The organism is Leptolyngbya boryana PCC 6306 (genome assembly GCF_000353285.1).
Classification (GTDB): domain Bacteria; phylum Cyanobacteriota; class Cyanobacteriia; order Leptolyngbyales; family Leptolyngbyaceae; genus Leptolyngbya; species Leptolyngbya boryana.
This window is the reverse complement of record NZ_KB731324.1, coordinates 5,841,934-5,863,004: the sequence shown is the minus strand read 5'-3', so window position 1 is coordinate 5,863,004 and position 21,071 is coordinate 5,841,934. Positions and strand designations below refer to the sequence as shown.

Annotated in this window: 16 protein-coding genes; 3 read left to right on the top strand and 13 right to left on the bottom strand. The window is 47.2% G+C overall.

The features are described 5' to 3' along the window. Nucleotides 1-31: 31 nt before the first annotated feature. On the bottom strand, nt 32-346 hold the full coding sequence (locus LEPBO_RS0129245) for an ATP-dependent metallopeptidase FtsH/Yme1/Tma family protein (RefSeq protein WP_017291152.1): 315 nt from the start codon (nt 344-346) through the stop codon (nt 32-34). 95 nt (nt 347-441) lie between these two features. Here LEPBO_RS0129245 and LEPBO_RS0129240 point away from each other — a divergent pair, with 95 nt between their 5' ends. Together LEPBO_RS0129240 and LEPBO_RS0129235 are read left to right on the top strand one after the other, a co-directional pair. Further along, nucleotides 442-1,626: a tetratricopeptide repeat protein gene (locus tag LEPBO_RS0129240; protein ID WP_017291151.1), complete on the top strand. Its 1,185-nt coding sequence runs from the start codon at nt 442-444 to the stop codon at nt 1,624-1,626. Continuing rightward, entirely contained in the window at nt 1,623-2,402 is a 780-nt protein-coding gene (locus LEPBO_RS0129235) for an aminotransferase class IV (protein WP_017291150.1), read from the top strand. Before LEPBO_RS0129240 ends, LEPBO_RS0129235 begins: the two co-directional genes overlap by 4 nt. Here LEPBO_RS0129235 and LEPBO_RS0129230 read toward each other — a convergent pair. The 3 genes from LEPBO_RS0129230 to LEPBO_RS0129220 all read right to left on the bottom strand — a co-directional run bounded on the left by LEPBO_RS0129230 (nt 2,392) and on the right by LEPBO_RS0129220 (nt 6,094). Beyond that, nucleotides 2,392-4,365, bottom strand: a complete 1,974-nt coding sequence (locus LEPBO_RS0129230; RefSeq protein ID WP_017291149.1) for a tetratricopeptide repeat protein — start codon at nt 4,363-4,365, stop codon at nt 2,392-2,394. The genes LEPBO_RS0129235 and LEPBO_RS0129230 overlap by 11 nt on opposite strands. 87 nt (nt 4,366-4,452) lie before the next feature. After that, nucleotides 4,453-5,340, bottom strand: coding sequence for a S1 RNA-binding domain-containing protein (locus LEPBO_RS0129225; protein WP_017291148.1), 888 nt, complete (start codon nt 5,338-5,340; stop codon nt 4,453-4,455). A 40-nt stretch (nt 5,341-5,380) separates the two neighbouring features. Beyond that, the gene (locus LEPBO_RS0129220; RefSeq protein WP_017291147.1) at nt 5,381-6,094 is read right to left on the bottom strand and encodes a dienelactone hydrolase family protein; all 714 of its coding nucleotides are present in this window, start codon (nt 6,092-6,094) and stop codon (nt 5,381-5,383) included. Nucleotides 6,095-6,486: 392 nt separating this feature from the next. On the opposite strand from LEPBO_RS0129220, the gene LEPBO_RS0129215 reads away from it, so the two are divergent. Continuing rightward, nucleotides 6,487-7,476: a GntR family transcriptional regulator gene (locus LEPBO_RS0129215; RefSeq protein ID WP_017291146.1), complete on the top strand. Its 990-nt coding sequence runs from the start codon at nt 6,487-6,489 to the stop codon at nt 7,474-7,476. Nucleotides 7,477-7,556: 80 nt separating this feature from the next. Here the strand turns inward: LEPBO_RS0129215 and LEPBO_RS43475 are convergent, their stop codons facing one another. The 9 genes from LEPBO_RS43475 to LEPBO_RS0129170 form a co-directional block, all read right to left on the bottom strand. Continuing rightward, nucleotides 7,557-7,733: a PIN domain-containing protein gene (locus LEPBO_RS43475; protein WP_017291145.1), complete on the bottom strand. Its 177-nt coding sequence runs from the start codon at nt 7,731-7,733 to the stop codon at nt 7,557-7,559. Continuing rightward, entirely contained in the window at nt 7,734-7,985 is a 252-nt protein-coding gene (locus LEPBO_RS0129205; RefSeq protein ID WP_017291144.1) for a DUF2281 domain-containing protein, read from the bottom strand. 367 nt (nt 7,986-8,352) lie between these two features. After that, nucleotides 8,353-8,832 carry a GNAT family N-acetyltransferase gene (locus tag LEPBO_RS0129200; RefSeq protein ID WP_017291143.1) on the bottom strand — a complete coding sequence of 160 codons (480 nt, stop codon included), beginning with the start codon at nt 8,830-8,832 and terminating at the stop codon, nt 8,353-8,355. Between the two features lie 168 nt (nt 8,833-9,000). Continuing rightward, on the bottom strand, nt 9,001-11,142 hold the full coding sequence (gene topA / locus LEPBO_RS0129195; protein WP_017291142.1) for a type I DNA topoisomerase: 2,142 nt from the start codon (nt 11,140-11,142) through the stop codon (nt 9,001-9,003). A 96-nt stretch (nt 11,143-11,238) separates the two neighbouring features. After that, nucleotides 11,239-11,661, bottom strand: coding sequence for an alternative ribosome rescue aminoacyl-tRNA hydrolase ArfB (arfB, locus tag LEPBO_RS0129190; protein WP_017291141.1), 423 nt, complete (start codon nt 11,659-11,661; stop codon nt 11,239-11,241). 223 nt (nt 11,662-11,884) lie between these two features. After that, entirely contained in the window at nt 11,885-14,335 is a 2,451-nt protein-coding gene (locus LEPBO_RS0129185; RefSeq protein ID WP_017291140.1) for an ATP-dependent Clp protease ATP-binding subunit, read from the bottom strand. A gap of 176 nt (nt 14,336-14,511) precedes the next feature. Further along, nucleotides 14,512-14,688 (bottom strand): Sec-independent protein translocase subunit TatA/TatB, encoded by a 177-nt coding sequence (locus tag LEPBO_RS0129180; RefSeq protein ID WP_017291139.1) that lies wholly within the window; start codon nt 14,686-14,688, stop codon nt 14,512-14,514. 78 nt (nt 14,689-14,766) lie between these two features. Continuing rightward, entirely contained in the window at nt 14,767-17,235 is a 2,469-nt protein-coding gene (locus LEPBO_RS0129175; protein ID WP_017291138.1) for a beta strand repeat-containing protein, read from the bottom strand. A gap of 119 nt (nt 17,236-17,354) precedes the next feature. Next, nucleotides 17,355-20,810 carry an AAA-like domain-containing protein gene (locus LEPBO_RS0129170; protein ID WP_017291137.1) on the bottom strand — a complete coding sequence of 1,152 codons (3,456 nt, stop codon included), beginning with the start codon at nt 20,808-20,810 and terminating at the stop codon, nt 17,355-17,357. Nucleotides 20,811-21,071 lie beyond the last annotated feature (261 nt).

The window sequence follows — 21,071 nt, the reverse complement described above, 5'->3', positions numbered from 1 at the left end:
TGGTCAGGAATCAGGCAGGAACGGTTTGGGGCTAGAAGTCGCTGTCCTTGAGTTCAAGCACGATAGAGATATCGACCTGATTCCGCACCAGAGTGTTAATCAGTTCAGGATCGTCCGGTAGGTTGACTAAAAAGCGCTTTCCATCTTCGGATTGTGCCAAGATTCGAGTTCGATCGGCAGTCAAACTGACTTTGTTAACATTGTCTTTTTCAACTTCTTGAATAAACTGGCTGTATTCCCAGGTTTCACGAGTTTGGGGCTGTTCAGCAAAGACTGCGGTTGATAGCGCGATCGTGACGATCGCGAAAAGTCCATATAATCCTGCGTTTCTCCACCGCTGGTTCATTAAAATGTATCCTTCTGAGAATATATAGAGTCGGATTTTCAGAATCGCTGATTCGATTCGTCCAATCTAACTTAAGGATTCACGATCACCACGTTATGCAACTGAGTTTTTGTATCATTGTCAAAAATGAGGCGGAAAATCTGCCGCGCTGCTTGTCTAGCGTTCAGAATGTGGTCGATGAGATGGTGGTTTTGGACACTGGATCGAGCGATCGCACAATAGAAATTGCCAAGTCTTTTGGTGCAGAAGTTCACTCTTTTGAATGGCGGAATGATTTTTCTGCCGCCCGCAATGAATCGCTGAAGTATGTTCATGGCGATTGGATTTTGGTATTAGATGCGGATGAGGTCTTAGTTCCAGAGATTGTGCCGACCTTGAAACAGGCGATCGCGCAAGATGACTATCTTGTGTTTAATTTAGTTCGGCAAGAAATTGGAGCAGCTCAGTCTCCCTATTCATTAATTTCGCGATTATTTCGACGGCATCCTGAGATTTGGTTTTCTCGTCCGTATCACGCCATGATTGATGATCAAGTTGAGGCGTTGCTGAAACGAGAGCCGCATTGGAAGATTGGCGCGATTTCGGAAGTCGCGATTTTACATGAAGGTTATCAGGCAGATGTGATTGCTGGGCGTGACAAGGTGAATAAGGCGCGATCGACAATGGAAGGCTTTCTGGCAACTCATCCCAATGATCCGTATGTTTGTAGTAAGCTCGGCGCGCTCTATGTTCAGATAGGTGAAACGGCGAAAGGCATCGAACTTTTAGAGCGAGGTTTGTCTACAGTCGAGGATGCTGCGACGCAATATGAACTGCATTACCATTTAGGCAGTGTGCATGTGCAACTGAATGAAATCGAGCAAGCTGCCCATCATTACCAGCAAGCCATTCAGCAGCCAATTCTACCGAAGCTGAAATTAGGAGCCGTCAATAATTTAGCGAGTTTACTGAAAGATGCCGGGGATTTGCAAAACGCCCAAATTCTGTTTCAGCAGGCATTAAAGATTGATCCGAATTTTGCGATCGCGCATTGCAATTTAGGCGCAACCTTAAAAGCAATGGGACAATTCTCATCGGCGATCGCGCATTACAATCAAGCGATCGCGCTGAATCCAAATTACGCTGAGGCTTATCAAAATCTGGGGGTCGTGTTACTGAAATTGGGACAAGTGCCTGAGAGTGTAGCAGCGTTTCAGACTGCGATCGATCTGCACCAACAGCAGAATTCTCCCGAAGCTGAGAGGCTGCAACAAGGCTTAAGAGAAATGGGGTTACTGTGAAATATTGGTACAACGGAAGCGCCATTGCAGGGGATCAAATTCAACTCTCCATCACTGATCCAGGTTTAATCTATGGTGCTACAACTTTTACGACCCTGCGAGTTTACCAATCCTTAGATCATGAATTGACAAATTGGAAGGGGCATTGCGATCGCTTAGAAACGACGATCGCGGATTTCCACTGGCAATCTCCTAATTGGGACAACATTCGATCTGGCGCGGAATGGCTCTCAAATGACTATCCAGTTCTAAGAATTGTCGTTTTTCCAGATGGACGAGAATGGGTTGCAGGTCGATCTCTGCCAGTTGATTTAGCAGAGCGTCAGCAAAAAGGCATTACAGCTTGGGTCGCAGGATCTGAACTTTCGCGATCGCTTCCTCAACATAAGACAGGAAACTACCTTGCCCCTTGGCTCGCTCTCCAAACTGCTCAGCGGTTAAATGCTCAAGAAGCAATTCTGACGGATTTAAATGGCAACTGGCTCGAATCGAGTACAGGTACGCTTTGGGGTTGGAAAGACAATGGTTGGTGGACTCCACCTTTAGTCGATGGAATTTTGCCAGGATTATTGCGATCGCATCTTCTCAGTTCGTTGAGCAATGTGATTGAGAAGACTTGGACACCGGATTTAGTGTGGGAATTTGAAGCGATCGCTTATACGAACTGTGTGATGGAAGTGATTCCAATTCACACAGTTCTCGATCGTGAGACTCAATTCCAATATGTTGCTGACCATCCTAGTTTTCAACTTCTAAGAGAGTGCTTCACCGTTTAAGACGCGTTACTGGGTCAAGATCATCGAGGAAAGATGAGGGTGCTAATCGTCTTTGCCATTGCTGCACATCAATTCGATCTGGCTCAACTCCAGCCCACAGATTCAGCCAAAGTTGGGCGGCTTTTGTCTCTTTCTGCGCCAGTAGTAACTGCAAATACGAATTAGAGAACGTTGCAAAATCATCGATATGCCAACGTTTTCTAGAAATCATTGGCTTCAGCAGTGTGTCAGCCGCTTCAATGTTTTTATTGTGTAAATGATATTGAGCCATCGAAGCACGCGCAGGGACATAATTTGGAAATCGATCGATGATCTCCTGGATCAGTGCAAGCATGTCTTCAGTTCGCTCTTGGATGTCATAGGATGCAGCAATATTATTCAAAACATCCGGTGAATCAGGATACAGTTCTAGAACCTGTCTCAATAACTGCTCTGCCTCTTCTGCTTCTGCTTTGTCTTCGAATCGCAACTTGTTCAAAGCTGATCGCATCAGGTCATTTGCTTTTTTCGATCGCTTATAAGGCGACTCATCATAGAACTCATAGGAAATCAACGAAATCTCTCGCCATTCTCCTTGCAACCACATCCGAACATTTTCCGTCGGCAACAATCCAGCTTCAGCCACTTGAATGGCTGCCTCATGGCGCATCGAATCTGATCCCTGCTGACTCAATGCAAAATCCTTTAACATCTCTAGAAACTCAGGCGTTGCTAGATTTGAAGCGATCACAAAAGCCAGATGTCGTCCGGCTGGATCTCCACGATCGAACAAAATTGGGATAACCGCTTTGATTTCCGGGTGGTCTTGCAGGCAAATTTGCATCGATTTCTGAAAGGCTTTCTCAGAAGATTGTCCCGATCGCATTGCTTTTTCCACCGCTTTTAAAGCGATAGGTGTGAACCAATGACTGAACGGAAAAGCCCAAGCGGGTTCACCTGTCATACGATTCAGATTATCGAGATTCGATCGTGCTAGCTCAAATCCGGGAGAGACTTCTAACGCCTTCTTCCAATGCTTTCGAGCTTCTGAGGATTGTCCTAATCTTGCAAATGCCACCCCAGCCAAATGGAAGAACATTGCAGAAGCAATTTCGGGGTCGCCTTCTTTTTCGGCTTGTTGAAACACCTCAACGACACTTTGATCGTCTCCCAAGAAGCTCAATCCTTCCATTTTTTTCGTCCAAGCATCCCAGGCAGAAGCTTGACTTGCTTTCAAGCGATCGCCGATTTGCTGAGCCTCGTCTAATTTGCCGATTAAACAGTAATAACGCACTAAATTCGACAGCGCGTGAATGTTATTCGGTTGAGTTTCCAGAACTTGAGTGCAAACTGCGATCGCGCCTTCAAGGTTGTCTTGCAAGAATTCGATCAGACTCAAATTATTACTCGCAGCGACAAAATCTGGTTTGCGCTCTAAAACTTGCTCTTCGAGTTGTCTAGCTCTTGCATAATCGCCTACTTCTAGCGCAGCCTGTCCGCGTTCATGCAAGATCGCAATTTCAAACCCTGCTTCACCAACTAAGCCAGCTTCTCCAAGTAATTCATCCACTTGCGATTCAATTTTGCTGATGATCTCGTTGATCTCTTCAGCATTGGGATAATCTGACCAACGTGCGATCGCAGACTGTAGCGTTTGTAGCGCCAGTAAAAAATGAGAATTAGTGAGATAGGTTTGCCCTAAAGCAAACGCTGCATCTGCATTATTCGGTTCAAGCTCAACCAACCGTTCACTGACGCGCTGAAATGCCAACATATCCTGCATCTCATAGCAGCAATTGCTCAACATCAGCAGGATTTCTGTGTTGTTCGGATAATCCTCACTTAAGCGTTCTAAAATATCGCGCGCTTCAGCCCATTTTTCCCGCGCAGCTAGCCCGATCGCTTTTTGTAATTCAGGGGCTAAATTTTTTGTCCCAAATCCTTTGGATGATTTTGAGGATTGAGGTTTCTGCTTCTTTGCCATAAGAAAAGTGTTGCGATCGCGTTCAGAAAAATTGTAGCGACCCTAGATTTCTCCAGAGTCGCTGCTGCAACAAGATTTATCAGGAACCTATCCCAGTAAGTTTTTCTTGGCTCGTTCTTGCCGCGATTCTGCTTCGTCCATCAGTTTCGCAAAATCTTCGATCGCTTCTCCCGGATAGTTCTCAAACACCCGTGTCGAAAGCGAAATCCGACCGCGACCTTCATCGAGATCCACAATCATCGCCTTAATTTCTTGCCCAACTTTCAGCAGTGAAGATAGCGATTCAACATAGTTCTTGCTGATCTGATTAATGTGCAATAACCCTGTTGTGCTATCAAACTCGGCAAACGCACCAAACGGCTTCAAACTGGTAATCGTTGCAGTCACGACTTGCCCAACTTCGAGCTGACTGAAATTCACAGTCCGAGCCGCTAGACGGTTCGATAAAACAATTTTGTTGCGATCGCGATCCAATTCTAAGAACGTTGCGGATAGCGTTTGTCCTTTCAGCGCTTCTAAATTTTCACGCTCAACCAGATGCGATCGCGGAATAAAGCCCCGCAGTCCTTGAACATCTACAGTCACGCCGCCTTTATTCATTCCCGTGACCCGGACTTGGACACTCTGATTGTTCGCCTGCAAATCGGCTAAGCGTTCCCAAACTTTCCGCACCTCAAGCTGACGCAGCGAAATGGTTACTCGTCCATCCGCATCTTGTTCGCGAACAATAATGAATTCGCGTTCTTCATCCAAAGGCAGCACAGCCGAAACATCATTCACGCGCCGCACACTCGCTTCTTCGATCGGCAGAAACGCAGGAGACTTGCCTCCAATATCAACTAATGCCCCATCGCTTTCGTAGCTAAAGGCTTTACCCGTCACGAGTTTTCCTTTCTGAAACTCATAATCGTGTTGCTCTAAGGCTTTTGCGAAATCTTCCATCGAAAAGGAAGCATCTGTCGATCGAGATGGCATTGGAGATAGGTCCTAAGAAACAAAGTATCAGCTTTCCATTTTAGTCCTTCAATCTCGAAAACAACGCGTTAACTTTCTCCCAAGCATCAGCGGCGGCAGTCGGATCATAATCAGCCCGTCGATCGCAGAAAAAACCATGCCCTACTGGATACCGAAACACTTGGTGATCAATATGGTGCGCTTTGAGCGCCGCTTCAATTTGATCAATGTGTTCAACCGGAATTAACGGATCTTGGGTTCCAAAAAAGGCGTAGAGCGTTCCTTGAATGTCTGGAGTTCGAGAAACGGTCGGCTCCCCTCCACCTGGAGTCATCGTGACAATGCCTGCACCATAAAATGAAGCGGTGGATTGAATGTCTGGCAGGGTTGCCGCTAAATAGGCAACGTGTCCACCAAAGCAGAAGCCGATCACCCCAATTTTCTGAATGCCTTTCGCTTTTAGATAATCGATCGTCGCTTGCAAATCGCTTAACAATTCGTCCGCTTGAGTTTGATCTTTATGTGATCGCCCAAGTTTTGTCTCTTCTTGGCTATATCCGACTTCAAATCCAGGAGCCGTTCGCTGAAAAATCGCGGGCGCGATCGCGACATATCCGGCTTGCGCGAATCGTTCTGTCACATCTCGAATGTGGGGATTTACGCCAAAGATTTCTTGAATGACAATGATCGCCGCTGAAGTTGGCGAATTGGGTTCAGCCAGATAAGCATCAATGTCGAGAGATGGGTTAGAAATTTTGATCCAAGAGGAATTCACGATCGTTCACACTGCAACTCTCAGTATTTTTAACCAAAACTTGCCAAAAAAATCAGCAGAAGCTTTATTTATCTTTACAGTTCAAAAAAAGAGAAACCTAGATAACCTACATCACGGATTTTTTCAAAAAAGGCAATCGAAATTCTACGAGTTATACTGTTGCCATTGAGGTGAGTGAAGGGGTTGAAAGCGAGTTAGATTCAAGGTTTAAGCAAGTCAGAAATAATACTGATGCGCCAAAGTAAATCAAATGACAAACCGAAAAAATACCCAACTTCTTTATCCAGTGTGGCACTTAAACTAGTGGACGATAAAAGCAGATTCTGATTAACGAATAATGTAAGGATTTGCACGGTAAAAATTATTTAGAGAACGTAGCTTGAGGCACGGGCATGGTGCAGTTTCATATTCAGCCAGATAGTGATATCCCGGCATCAACTCAACTCTATAACCAGATTTTATTCGCGATCGCATCGCGGCAATTTCCACCGGGACATCGCTTGCCGAGTACGCGTCAGTTGGCAATGCAAACCGGGCTGCACCGCAATACGATTAGTAAGGTCTATCGCCAGCTTGAAGATGCAGGGGTCGTAGATGCCCAAGCGGGTTCAGGAATTTATGTACGCGACCAGGGGCATGATGACACCGCAGCGCATATTAAATCGCCTCTGCTTGAGCAATATCCCCAAGCGCATAAAATTATCCAAACCAGCTTAGATGAGCTTGTGAAACAAGGATGTTCGCTCGGACAAGCACGAGAATTATTTCTAGCAGAAATCGATTGGAGATTGCGGTGTAGTGCTTCGGTTCTGGTCACGGCTCCGCTGCATGACATTGCCAATGGGGAAGTGTTGATGCGGGAGTTAGAACGCGCTCTGGCAATTCCGATGCAGCTTGTTCCAATGGAAGAACTGGCGCAAGTGTTAGATCAGACGAGATCGAGTACGGTGGTCACGAGTCGATATTTCATTGCTCAAGCGGAAGCGATCGCGATGCCAAAAGCGGCGCGGGTGATTCCGGTTGATATTTATGACTTTGAGCAGGAATTGAAGATGGTGAAGACGATGCCGAAGGGAACTTGCCTCGGGATTGTCAGTTTGAGTGCGGGAACGGTTGGCGTGGCTGAGGTGATTATTCACAGTTTACGCGGAGATGATTTGTTGGTCATGACGGCGCAGGTGAACGATCGCTACAAACTCAATGCGATGGTGAGAACTGCACAGACGATTTTTAGTTTTGATCACGTGAGTTGTGCGACGGTGAAGGCGACGATTTCGGCTTCGCGGGATGATATTATTCGTCCGCCGCAAGTGATTTGTTGCGAGAATTTTATTGTCAGTAAGTCGATTAGTTTGCTGAAGCGCGAGTTAGGTTTAGAGTAAATCGACTGCGATCCAGTCAATTCGTTATTTCTGCTCTATCTACAGGCTGTGGGAGCAGTTTGAAGCTTACTGATGAACCGTCAATACCAATCTGCGATCGCCAGTCCCGAAACTCGGGAAAACTCGTTGACATTATGGGTGACAAGAGTTGCCTGAAGTGTCAGGGTTGTTCCTGCAATTAAAATATCTAGTGAACCAATGGGCAGCCCTTGTGCTTTGAAGTAGTAGATCAGGGTATTGGTATCCAAAACATACATCTAAAGGCTCTCCCGCAGGGTGTCCTGTCCTGATTCAGCACGAATTGCTTCTAGGGTAGGAAAGTCTTCTACCCATGCTCCATCCAGAGAATAAACGAACTCTGACCAGTCCGTTGAGCTTACTGTACTCAATGATTGATTATCCTTGAGATGTTTAGCATGAATAAATTCAGCAAAAGTCAGGACTTCGTTTGCTTGATCTTGAGGAAGAGATTTCACGAGTGCATAAATCTGTTCAGCAATTATCATCATTGAGGTTCCAGATTAAAGTGCGGTTTGACAATAAGCATTCTAGTCAGCTATTTTCCAAGCTATCCCTACAGTTTATGTTACTATTGCTCGGTAAATTTCAAGCCTCAGCAGGCTCACTCTAGCCGTTCAACTCGCTCTATCAACGCGACAAACTGTTTTACTGTTTTTTGTGCCTGCTAACCACCATTGAGTTCGAGAAAAGTACCTTGAAGGGTCTGTTACTCATTCTTGTCGAGAACGGAACGTATTACGGACAGTATAGTAAACAATCTAAATAACGCGAACTAACGATCCCGCTCACCCGCCGCTAGTAAATTTTCGTTCCCAACCAACCAACTCGATACGGTCGGTGTGCAACGGGATTATGTTATGCAGCAACACTTCTCAGTGACTTGCGAAAGACAATTTTATCGACACCGTCTGTGTAGAAATCGCGAATTCTCGCTTCCTCCACGTAATCATTGTTGCGGTAAAATGCGCGGACGTATTCAAAGTCGTCCGTTCCAGATGTTTCCACTAGTAGCACACGCTCGCCGCGCTCAGCGAGCATTTGCTCGACATATCGCAACAACACGGCTCCGCGTCCCTGTTTTTGGTGGTTGGGATGAATAGCAATCAGATAGAGATTCCATGTCCCGTCTGTCATACGTTCTGGCGCAACGTAGGCAACCCCCACTGGCTCATTATCGTAGTCGGTTAGCCATACACCTTGGCTATCTGTTTCGTTACTGAAATGCTGATTTAGCATTTGAGCGAGTTCTTCAATTTGATTTGACTCGAAAAGCCCTGTTGCCTCTGCCAAAGCAAGTAATGCACTTGTGTCATGGGGTATGGTCAATCGAATCATAGAAATTTTTAGTTAAGGCTTGTACATTTTACTCCATGCTTCAAGCACTAACGTTAAGATTTCCCATCGCCTTCATAATAAATTTCTGAGGCATTTGTGGCTAACCGATAACCTTTCAACTATTACCCCAACCGATAGATTGGTCTGCATAACAACACGATCGAACAATTAGGTTGGTTTTAGTTCTCCAAATTTTGGACTCCACCAACCTTTTTCTGTTTGGAAGTAAACCACATCTTTGTGCTTAGGATCTGTTCTGGCTTTGGGATTTGAACAACGGAGTAACGCTTTCGTCTGTCCTTCTTTTTGATAGTCATAGCGTTCTAACGCTTTTCGGCAAACTGGACAGGAAAAATCGGTGAGTTGTGGTTTTGCTAACTCAGATCGATCGCTTTTGGCTTGTGGAGCTTCCCAACGTTTCGATCGCTCAGACCAAAACAAAACAACATTCTCACAACCTTCCACACATTTGAGAAAGTATTTCTTTTTGACTTTGCTACTTGGAACTTTAGCAAGCGGCTTTTCACAGCTTGGGCAGCGAGTTCTAGAGAGTTGAAGTTGCTTTGTCGATCGTGGAATGGGCGAATTCGTTAAATGTTGCGGAAGAATTCGCTCTGCTTTTAATAACGCGGGTTCAAAGTACGTCTCATTCCAAGCTGTGAGATACTTTTGCCAATTTTGCTGACCTGCTGCAATGTGATCGAGCGATCGCTCCATCTCAGCGGTGAATGCAGATTGAAGTAAATCCGGCAAAGCATCAGCTAAAAAGCGATCGACATCTAAACCTAGAGCAGTAGGTTGCAACACTCCTTTCACCACATCTACGTAAGCTCGTTCTTTCAAAGTAAGAATTGTCGGAGCATAGGTGCTCGGTCGTCCAATTCCTTGCCGTTCCATGACTTGAACTAATTTGGGTTCGCTGTAACGAGGCGGAGGTTGGGTTTGCTTTTGTTCGTGTGCTGCTTGCGTTAAGGTTAAAGGCTGATTAGCTTGCAACAAGGGCAATTCAACATCAGCACTTAAGTTATTCCAGTACTTGCTGTAGCCTGCAAATTCAATCACTTGTCCTTTGGCTTGCCAAGAAATGTTGCCCGATCGCGTCAAAATTCGAGTCTGGCGCACCTGAGCAGGCTGACATTGAGATGCGATCGCACGTTTCCAAATCAACACATACAGGGCAAATTCATCACTTGAAAGTTCGAGTTTCAGTTGAGCCGACGCTCGATTGATATCAGTTGGGCGGATTGCTTCGTGGGCTTCTTGTGAGCCTTTTACTTTCCGATGGTTCGTCACTTTCTTCGGAACATTGTCTGGATCATGGTCTGTGAGCCATTGTCGGGCTGCATTGCAATACTCTGGGCTGAGTTCGATGCTATCCGTTCGCATGTAGGTGATATGTCCCGCTTCATAGAGCGACTGCGCGACCTGCATCGTTTTTTCAGGACTAAACTTAAGGCGCGAGCCAGCCGCTTGCTGCAAGCTAGAAGTCACAAAGGGCGGTGGCGGGGTACGGTTTACGATTTTGCCCTCGATCGACAAAATGTGATGCGGATAAGCTTGGGCTTGTTGAACTAAGCGATCGGCTTCAGCTTGGCTGAGCACGCGAGTTGATTCGGGAGTGCTGCGTTCATTAGCGGGAGTTGCATCATCTGGTGTAGCTTCAGCTTCAGGCGTGTCTGAGCCGTGGTAGAAAGCGCGAAAGCCTTCTGCATATTCGACAAAGACATTCCAATAATCTTGTGGGACAAACGCTTCGATTTGACGTTCGCGATCGCACAGAATATGAAGTGTGGCGCTCTGCACTCGTCCCATTGATTTTGCTCCATTCTGCAATTTCCAGAGCAAGGGGGAGCCTTTGTAGCCGACGAGTTTGTCGAGGACGGTGCGGCAGAGTCCAGCATCGACGAGGTTTTGATTGAGAGGGCGGGGATGAGCGATCGCTCTTTTAACCGCAGGTGCCGTAATTTCGCTGTAAACAACGCGCTGCGGTTGTTTGAGATGGAGTGCTTGTTGCAGATGCCATGCGATCGTTTCGCCTTCTCGATCGTCGTCGGTGGCAAGGTAGACGGTGTTGACTTTTTGGACGGCGGATTTGAGTTGCGCGATCGTCTCTTTGCCACGGGTTCCTCTGGGGACAAATCGGCACTTGACTTTGCCAGGTTCTAGCTCGAATCCGAGAGAGTCAATGCCATCATTGGCGAGTTCCCGAACATGTCCCATACTGGCTTTGACCAACCAATCTGAGCCGAGAATTTGGCTGAGCTTTTTCACTTTGCCGGGGCTTTCGACGATCAGGAGCTTGGTGGGCATGAGGCAAGTAAAACGAAGCAGAACATAAGAACTATATCTTATTCCGTTTTATGGGGTTTGGCGATTCCCTTAATAACTGAAGCGGCGAACTGGATATCAACTCGACTCATCGGTTACTTTTCCGCGCATCGATTTAATTTGACTGCGGCGAGTTTTGGAATCTAACCGTTTCCTCTGAGAACTGCGGGTCGGCTGACTGGGCTTACGAGGCTTGGGCACAATCATTGCACTCTGAATCAGTGCTCGAAGTCGTTGCAATGCTTCTTCCCGGTTCTGCTCTTGGCTGCGATGCTCTTGCGATTTAATGACAATGACTCCTTCTTTTGTAATCCGATGATCACTGAGCTTTAGCAGTTTTTCTTTATAACGATCGGGCAATGTCGAAGCTTGAATATCAAATCGAAGATGAATCGCTGTGGAAACTTTATTCACATTTTGTCCACCCGCTCCCTGAGAACGGACTGCCCTCATCTCAATCTCATCATCGGGAATACTCACAGTTCTAGAAATTTGTAGCATTATTCGCTTTTAGCTCTGATTCGTGACGATTTGTCCAAATCGCCGTTCAGAATGACAGGATTGTCTGAATGATAGCTTGTTCAAGTAAGCTTCTACGAGGCAGAAGAGGGGTAACTTTTAAGCCTGTTGTGACTCCCTGAAGCGAAGAACACAGAAAAAAGCCCTATGTAGATACATAAGGCTTTTGATCAAGAGTTATTTAGGGTAGATTTGCGAAGAAAAACTACGCAGAAGCGGCGATCGAGACGGGCATTTTCACAGCTTTGATCACCACTTGCTGATCATCATCGACATCGGCGATCGCGGTGTCTCCCCTCTGAATTTGACCTGCTAAGAAGGCTTCAGCCAAACTATCTTCGAGTAACCGAGCAATCGCGCGACGCAATGGACGTGCTCCATAACTGGGGTTGTAACCGTCTACAACGACTCGTTCTTTGAAGCGATCGCTGACTTCGAGCGAGATGCCTTGCTCTGCAATCCGAGTTGCTGCCTCTTGAATCATCAAGTCAGCAATCTCAATGATTTCAGGGCGAGTCAGTTGACGGAAGACAATTATCTCGTCCACGCGGTTGAGAAATTCTGGACGGAAGTATTGCTTCAACTCGTCATTCACGAGAGTCCGGATGCGATTGTACTGGACGCTATCTGAGGAACCCGTTTCAGTCGCAAATCCTAAACCTGCGCCACCTTTCTCGATCACTTTTGACCCTAAGTTTGAAGTCATGATCAACAAGGTATTCTTGAAGCTGACCGTGCGCCCTTTTGCATCGGTCAAACGACCATCATCGAGTAATTGCAGCATCAGATTAAAGACATCTGGGTGCGCTTTCTCGACTTCATCAAACAGAATGACGGTATAGGGGTTGCGGCGAACCGCTTCGGTCAACTGTCCGCCTTCGTCATAGCCGATATAGCCAGGAGGCGAGCCAATCAATTTCGAGACGGTGTGAGATTCCATATATTCGGACATGTCTAACCGAATCATGGCATCCTCTGAGCCAAACACCGCAACTGCCAAAGCTTTTGCGAGTTCCGTCTTCCCGACACCTGTCGGTCCTGAGAAAATGAAGGATGCGATCGGGCGATCGGCGCTTTGCAGTCCAACGCGAGCGCGCTTAATTGCTCGTGCGACTGCGCTCACTGCTTCATTTTGTCCAATGACTCGCTGATGCAGAACGTCGTCTAAATGCAGCAGCATCGCTGATTCAGATTCCGTCAGTTTGCTAACCGGAACACCTGTCCAAGATGCGACAACTTGCGCGATATCTTCTTCGGTCACAGTCGGCATTGCAGCCTCTGGAACTCCAGCAGACAATTCGCGTTCAAGTTCTAATTCTCGATCGCGGAGTGTGCCAGCTTTGTCAAAATCTTGCGCTGCGACGGTCGCTTGTTTTTCTTTCTGCACTTGCCGGAGTTCTTTCTTCAGAGCTTTTAAGGCAGGATTGGTATGCCGTAATCGCACTAAAGAGCCTGCTTCGTCGATTAAGTCGATCGCTTTATCCGGCAAGAATCGGTCGGTAATATAACGATCGGCTAATTTTGCCGCTGCTTCTACTGCTGCATCGTCAATGAGTAATTGGTGGTGTTGCTCATAGCGATCGCGCAATCCTCGAAGAATGTCGATCGTTTCTTCAACACTGGGTTCGCCCACCATGACGGGTTGGAATCGCCTTTCTAAGGCGGCATCTTGCTCAATATGTTGACGATACTCGTCCAAAGTCGTCGCGCCAATGCACTGCAACAGACCGCGTGCCAAAGCAGGTTTCATCAAATTCGCGGCATCCATTCCGCCCCCGATTGAACCTGCGCCAACGAGGGTATGAATTTCGTCAATGAATAAAATGACGTTACCGGACTGCTGAACTTCATCGAGAATCTGCTTCATGCGTTCCTCGAATTCACCTCTAAAGCGAGTTCCTGCCAGCAACCCGCCCATATCGAGCATAAAGACTTGCCGATCTTGCAAAATCTCAGGCACGGCTTGGTCGTAAATTCGTTGGGCGAGTCCTTCTGCGATCGCAGTTTTACCCACACCCGGTTCGCCGACTAAAACTGGATTATTTTTGGAGCGGCGACCGAGAATTTGGATGACGCGATCGAGTTCCTTCTGCCGTCCAATCATGGGATCGAGCTTTCCTTCTGCTGCCATCTGGGTCAAATTTGTCCCAAACTCGTTCAGAGCGACTAATTTATTCGAGCCAGCCGCTTTTCGAGGTGCAGTCGGTTGTCCTACTGCCATCGGTTCCGCTTGAGCGCGGGTGATGTGGGCACGGATTTCAGCTGGATTTAGACCCAATTGGCTCAAGACTTTGATGGCAACGCCTTGGTTGTCATCGACTAAGGCTAATAAAATGTGTTCTGCACGAACGTAGCGCATTCCCATCATCTGGGCTTGTTGTAGCGCTCGTTCCAGGATTTGGCGCGTTTTGGGCGTAAAGGGAAGTTCTCCAAACGACGCACCATTTCCATAACCGACAATTTTTTCGACCTCTGAGCGCACTTTGCTTAGGTCTGCGCCCAATTCATGCAAGACCGATACGGCGATCGTATCATCCTGTCTGAGTAAGCCCAGCAAAACTGCTTCTGTGCCCACAGAGTTCTGCCGCAGTCGGCGGGCTTCTTCTTGGGCAAACATGATGGTCTCGATCGCCTGATCGGTGAAGTATTCAAACATCGGGCTTTCTCCACTATGCGAGGTCTGCGTTGACAAATGCGCCAACAGCAGAGGAGCGTGAACTACCTACAGTTGTAAACTTTCCTGTAGTTCTACACCCCACTCTACCGAGGGAATTTGCAAACCAACGAGGGAGGATAACCGTCTAATTTTCTAGGACGACCGTACTTAAGGATTTAGCGATCGTCGCCAGGTTCAATCTCGTCTGGCTCATCCGCTTGAGTCATACCTTCTTTAAAGTTCCGCAGCGTTTTGCCAAAAGTTCCCCCCAGTTCAGGAATCTTTTTCGGCCCAAAGATGAGCAGCGCAACGAGGCAAATGACTCCAATTTCAACCCAGCCTAAATTAAACATCGCGTTTCTCCAATGCCATGTCTTTAAATGTAGCGGTTTCGGGGCTTGTTTCACCGATTGATGCAGTTGACGGCTCGCTCAATCAACTTGTGAAGTGATATCAGAAGACACACTACAAGTTGCGAATAGGGTTGCGCGGTTAGGTCGAGCTGCGATTAGTTCGATGCGACCCGTCTGAGGACTGCGATGCCAGGTAGTTGCTTCGATTAAGGGTTCAGCGGGTAGTGTTGACGCTGAACGGGTAACGGATGTGTGACTGAGAGCGCGAAGATCAGTCCAAGGACGATCGCGCACGACACGTTCAGCAGGATTTTCAGGCATTCCCCCACGCCCGGTGATGATAAAACTGCCATTTTTCGCAGATGAACACCCTTCTGCAACCTGCTGACTCGTATCGATAAGCTTTTCCGATAACGTCATTAGCCCAGAATTCGGATCAACTCCGACATTTCTGACTTGAACAGAACCATTCACCCCAAATTCGGAACTCGCTGTAATGTCGTTATCAGGGGTAAGTTGAGGACGATACTGGAGTCCAACAATCCCCTGAGTCGTAATCTGAATATTACCGCCCCGACCGCGAACTGCATTGGCAATGATGTCGCTATTTTCAAAGCCCGCAATGATTGGGGCATTGATCATAATATTGCCACCATTTCCTCGTTCACCGGCTCTTGCACTGATCAAACTCTGCTGCCGCATAATCAGTGAATCGCGTGCTGTGAGTTCTAGATTTCCCCCTTGACCTACAGTGGTTGAGGTTCTGATTTGACCTTGTCGCTCAAGTAGAATTGAGTCCGCTTGAATCTTGAGATAGCCAGCATTGCCACTGCCAACATTCTCAGCTGCAATAAATCCTTGATTTCGGATAGTGATATTCGGCGAATTGACCACTAAGTTCCCACCATTTCCTGTGGGTAAAGCCGGGAGTCCAAAGATCTGCCGAAATCGGGCGGAGAGCTGCTGCCCGGATGCTGAGATTCGGCTGGGTAAAGCTAAAGCCACATTCGAGCCGTCAATCTCGATCGATTCGCGAGCATTCACCGTTAAACTTCCTGCATTCCCAGTACCAGACGTACTTGCAGAAATCGCCCCAGATGCTCCGAGGACAATCCGCCCCGTATCAATCACGATCGCGCCTGCATCTCCACCGAGAAAGGTTGAAGAAACAATGCTGCTATTACCAGCAATAACTGGATTTTCGCCGATTAGGGAAATGCTATCTGAGCGCAGCTGAATCGTCCCAGTGCCTCGTCCCCCCAGAACACGAGAAATGATGCCTGCTCCATTCCTAGCAATAAAATCTCCAGTCGTAATCGAGATGTTACCACCTCGACCTCCCCCTAAATTGGACGGTGCGCCAATGCCGCTAAAGCGAGTGCCATCAAAGGGTGAAACCCCAAAGAGTTGGATTGAGTCACGCGCATTGACTGAAATATCGCCGCCCATTCCTCCATTGCGGAATGTTGTAGAAAGAATTTCACCTCCATCGCGTGCCACGATCTGTCGGGCTGAAATATCGATGTGAGCACCGGGACTGCTGCCTAGATTCTCACTCAGAATTAAACTTTGATCCCGATTGCGGAGTGCACCGCTTAGTTCTAGTAAGTCTGCTTTGACTTGAATACGACCTGCTGCTTGTGTTCCGTAATGTTGAACAAACAGCATAGAACTGTTCTGAATCTGAATGTCTTTTCCCTGTAGATGAATTGACCCCCCAGGATTGCCACTCGTATCAAGGAGCGAAGCTTGCGTAAGCTGAATATTTGCTAATTTTGCAGTGGTGTCCACTTTGAAGTTCCATTGAGGCAGGGTGGAATCAAACTGAACTGTTCCTGTGCTCAAGCTTGCTAGATTCACCTGCCCACTTTCTGCAATGAGCACACCGCCGTTAAGTTGAATTCCGTTGCCAATGAGCGCTAAAGTTCTTCCGGGTTGCACTTTTAAGCCGACCTGCTGAGGGTTACGAGTGGCAGGTTCTAAAAAGATAGGAAGATGCAGAATCTGATGACCTTGACCTTGAACCTGAATGCTACTCGAACTTTGTCCCATTTGCAGCCCGCTGGGGACGCTCATTGTTAACAGGGGGGCGGGATTGGGATCGGTTGCAACGAATTGAGAGCCATCTGCAAATTGAATGCGATCGGCGGTTGTCCCCACAAATGATCCGCCAATATTTAAGCGAGCATTTGTCCCAAATAAAATCCCTGCCGGATTAAGCAGAAATAGGTTGGCAGTTCCATTCGCCTGAAGGAGTCCATCAATGTTGGAGGCGGCTCCTCCACTCACCCGACTGAAGATATTAACGACATCAAGCGCATTATCAAACGTGGCAGAGCCACCTGTAGGAATAGAAAACTGGCTGAAGCTGTGAAATAGGTTGGAACCATTGTTTGGACGAGTGCCACCTGTAATTATAGAATTGGCACTGCCTGTAACAATTGTGCCGAGTGAACTATCAGCAACGACATTTTGAGCGTGAGCCTGTTCTAAGATTGAAATTGTGCCTAAGCTGACTAGCCCGATACAGAGCAATCCACGCATCATCTTTCTCAACTCTCTAAAGCATCGATCATTAGCTGTAGAGTGCCCTGCTGATTCTGCGATCGCGACGATGCTCTACGTCATCTATATTCAGGAGCAGTCTGAGCAGGAATCTATGAACATTATTGTTGGCAGAGATTCCGGCGATCGTGAACTTCTGGATTTGTCCGCAGATAGTCTTTCACCCAATCACAAGCGTAGGCGAAAGGGTTGAGGACACGAATTGCGTGCAAATCCCAGAGAATGACCTGTCCATCATCATCACCCGAGATCAAATGACGGCTATCTGCACTAAAAGCAAGGCTGATGACGATGCCACGATGACCGGGTAATGTTCTGAGCAACTCTCCAGTGATACTCCAGAGTTTTACGGTATTGTCTACTCCAGCCGTTGCGATCATTTGATGATCAGGACTAAAAGCAACTCGTGTTAATCCTCGGCTCTGCCCAGGAATGCTTTTAATTAAGCTGCCATCTGGTCGCCATAGCCTCAGCATATCGTCACGGCTGACCGAAGCAATCATATCCCCTTGAGCACGAATGGCAGCTCCCCAGATAGCTCCTTGTCCGGGTAGAGTTGCGATCTGCTGACCTTTTGTTGTCCAGAGTTTAGCGGTTCCATCTTCGCTGGCTGAAACAAGCATGTTCCCCTGCGGATTAAAAGTAAGCTTCCAAATTCTTTCTTGGTGAGCAATGAAGCGATGCAGCGGTTTGCCCTCGATCGTCCAAAGTCTGATCGTTTTGTCATCTCCGGCAGATGCAATTGTTTGACCATCGGGACTCATTGCGACTGCATAGACACTTGCTTCGTGTCCAGTTAGCGTTCGCAATCGTTGAAGCGAAAATTGTTTAGAGTCGTTCACCTTCCAGAGTTGAACCGTGCGATTCATATCCCCTGTGACCAGAATTCGACTGTCCTGGCTAAAAGCAACACTGCGGAAGCCCGCTTCTCTGCCTTGAATCGTTTGGATCAAAGTTCCGTTCATGTTCCATAGTTTGAGTGTGCCATCTCCACTCACGGTTGCAATCAGTTTTCCATTCGGACTCGTTGCAACTTCCCAAATGACGTCCTGATGACCATTCAGGGGTCTCAAGAGAGATTGATTTCGCTGCCAAAGTTTGACAGTCCCATCGTCACTCGCAGAAGCTGCCATCAGTCCATCAGCACTTAATGCCACACTGCGAATCACGGCATTATGCTGCTTTAGATGTCGAACTAAAGTTCCATCTGGCTTCCAAAGACTGACAAAGTTATCCGTCCCACTTGTGGCAATAAATTGACCATTTGCACTACAAGCAACGCCAATCATGGGACGTTCGCCTTGGAGAGTTCTGACAAGCTTGCCATCTCGGCTCCAAAGTTTTGCTGTGCGATCGCCACTCACCGAAACAATCAAATTCGTCTGCGGGCAAAATGTGACTTCCCAAACGGCTGCTCGATGCCCTTTGAGTGTTTTGAGCTCCTGCCCCTTCAGATTCCACAATTTGATGACACGATCGACCCCTGCTGAAGCAATTGTTTGTCCATCCGGACTAAAAGCAACGCCCCAAACGGCTTTTGCATGACCAGTTAAGGTCGATCGTAGCTTGCCATCTACTGTCCAAACTTTTACTGTTTTATCTGCACTAGCTGACGCGATCGTTTGTCCATCTGCACTAAAAGCAACTCCCCAAGCTGGAGACTGGTGTGCCTGAATTGTCTTTAACGGAGTACCATTGATGTTCCAGAGATTGACTGTGCCATCTAAGCCTCCGGTTACAACGCGAGAACTGTCAGGGCTGAACGCAACGCGATGCACTGTCGCAGTGTGCTTTAACGTTTTGAGTAAGGTTCCATCTTGCGACCAGAGCTTGACTGTTTTATCATTACTACCAGTAGCAATAACTTGGCTGTCTGGACTGATCGCAACTGTCAGGACTGAGCCTTGATGCCCAATTAAACGGTTAGTTTCATTAGTTGCATAGACTGCTTGCCGTAAGGCAGCTTCTACTTTCGTAAGAGTTTGAGGATCGACTTGCTGGAGTTTGCGTAAATGACGTTCGGCTTCGATCGCATTAATCATGGCATCTAGCTGTCGATTTGAGGCGAATAAGCCTTCTGAAGAAGAAGCTAAAGCTCGAATTTGGCTTAACTTTGACTCTTGATATTGATGCAACGCAAATCCGCTAATCCCAATCGCGATCGTAGACAGCACTGCTAAACTTCCAAGTAATGTCTGCTGCAACTTGACAACTTTGCGTTCTTGCAGCAATCGGGATTGGATTTCCCTGGCTTGGGTTGCTTCCAAAGCCTGTTGCATTTCTCGGCGATCGCATTGTTCACTACTTGACAAAAACCAATAATCTAAGTCGCTTAAATGTTTGCCTTGACTCCACTGCTGAGCATCTGCTAGCGCTTGCCCTCGTAACAAGCGAGAATCATCGGTTTGCTGAGAAACCATCCACGCATTGAAGGCTTCCGCATAAGGGCGCAATCGGCTCAAGTGTTGATTGACCCACTCTAAGGTGAAAACTTCTCGATAAATTCGATTTTTGACTTGTAGCGTCCCTTGTTGCTTCTTGACTAAACCAGAGAGCAATAATTCAGTCTGTTCCAAACTATCATCACAGGCAATCCCACGGTTTTGTAGCACTTGTTGATAGAGTCCGAGCAACCGTCCTGCCCATTCTTCTCGAAGCAATAAGCGATCGCGAATCGTTCTGAGATGTTCAGGTTCATCCTGACTTTCCCAGTGTTGAAGTAAATGGGTCTGAACCAGTTGATCAATCCAGGCTGGCGAAGCTTCTTCAGGATGTTCAAGCAGGGTGTTTTGAACGAGGTTGCAGAGCTTTTGGGTCAGAAATGGCTGTCCGTCTGTCCAATCGAGAATGTGACGCAAAATCATTTCTGGATCGGGAAAGTTGAGCAATCCACAGAGCAGTGGAGTCGATTCTGTTAATTGAAAGCCCTGTAGCGTGATCGCTTGTCCGATATTGAAGGGAGTACGAGCGCGATCAGCGATCAGATCACTGGGAGTCGTCACGCCGATCAAACAAAAGGTTAATCGCTGATAGGCAGGATTGTCTGTGCGCTTATTGAAGCAAGTCCGAATGAGGGCAAAGAAGTCATCTGACGGAAAATTCAGACCGAGAACACTATCAACTTCATCAATAAAAATTACAATTGGATCTTGAACTTGAGTCAGTAAAACGATTTCGATGAATTCACCCAAACGATTGACTCGTGAGAGATGAGCATGTGACTCCCACCACTGGGATAGATGAATATCGAGTTGAAATCGTCTGACAAGAAAAGCAGCGATCGTAGCGTACCATTGCTCGATCGTGATTTGTTGGGTACCGATTTCGGTCAGATCGATCGTGACGCAACTGACTCCTTCTGCTTGTAGTCGTAACGCAGTTTGCACCCGCAAGCTAGATTTGCCCATCTGCCGCGCATTGAGCACATAGCAGAACTCCTGATTGCGCAAGGCTTGAAATAAATCTTGATCGGCTTGCCGATAGACATAGCTGGTAGATCGAGGCGGTAGACTGCCCCCAACCTGATAGACAGGTTTAGGATGTTCAGAAGTAATCACGAGCGTTCGATAAGCTTGGGTAGATTTAGCACTCTATCAAACCTTGAGACACTCGATTTCAAATTTGCTCGCATTCTAAATCTTCTGTGGGAACAAGAAGATTTAATACTGAATCGAGCAGGTTTGCGAATGAGAGATTTCTCTCAATTTGTCGCATTTTAACTGGGCTGAGCGCTTAAACTCTGGCGTTTCCCCGGATTGAACACTGTTGCAACCAACTTTTGGCGGAAAATAGAGAATGACTTTCCGCACAATCTACCC

Excerpts from the sequence above, each read along its gene's own strand:
- LEPBO_RS0129245 (WP_017291152.1), bottom strand. The coding sequence starts at position 346 with ATGAACCAGCGGTGGAGAAACGCAGGATTATATGGACTTTTCGCGATC.
- LEPBO_RS0129240 (WP_017291151.1), top strand. The coding sequence starts at position 442 with ATGCAACTGAGTTTTTGTATCATTGTCAAAAATGAGGCGGAAAATCTG.
- LEPBO_RS0129230 (WP_017291149.1), bottom strand. The coding sequence starts at position 4,365 with ATGGCAAAGAAGCAGAAACCTCAATCCTCAAAATCATCCAAAGGATTT.
- LEPBO_RS0129225 (WP_017291148.1), bottom strand. The coding sequence starts at position 5,340 with ATGCCATCTCGATCGACAGATGCTTCCTTTTCGATGGAAGATTTCGCA.
- LEPBO_RS0129215 (WP_017291146.1), top strand. The coding sequence starts at position 6,487 with ATGGTGCAGTTTCATATTCAGCCAGATAGTGATATCCCGGCATCAACT.
- LEPBO_RS43475 (WP_017291145.1), bottom strand. The coding sequence starts at position 7,733 with ATGTATGTTTTGGATACCAATACCCTGATCTACTACTTCAAAGCACAA.
- LEPBO_RS0129205 (WP_017291144.1), bottom strand. The coding sequence starts at position 7,985 with ATGATGATAATTGCTGAACAGATTTATGCACTCGTGAAATCTCTTCCT.
- LEPBO_RS0129200 (WP_017291143.1), bottom strand. The coding sequence starts at position 8,832 with ATGATTCGATTGACCATACCCCATGACACAAGTGCATTACTTGCTTTG.
- topA (WP_017291142.1), bottom strand. The coding sequence starts at position 11,142 with ATGCCCACCAAGCTCCTGATCGTCGAAAGCCCCGGCAAAGTGAAAAAG.
- arfB (WP_017291141.1), bottom strand. The coding sequence starts at position 11,661 with ATGCTACAAATTTCTAGAACTGTGAGTATTCCCGATGATGAGATTGAG.
- LEPBO_RS0129185 (WP_017291140.1), bottom strand. The coding sequence starts at position 14,335 with ATGTTTGAATACTTCACCGATCAGGCGATCGAGACCATCATGTTTGCC.
- LEPBO_RS0129180 (WP_017291139.1), bottom strand. The coding sequence starts at position 14,688 with ATGTTTAATTTAGGCTGGGTTGAAATTGGAGTCATTTGCCTCGTTGCG.
- LEPBO_RS0129175 (WP_017291138.1), bottom strand. The coding sequence starts at position 17,235 with ATGATGCGTGGATTGCTCTGTATCGGGCTAGTCAGCTTAGGCACAATT.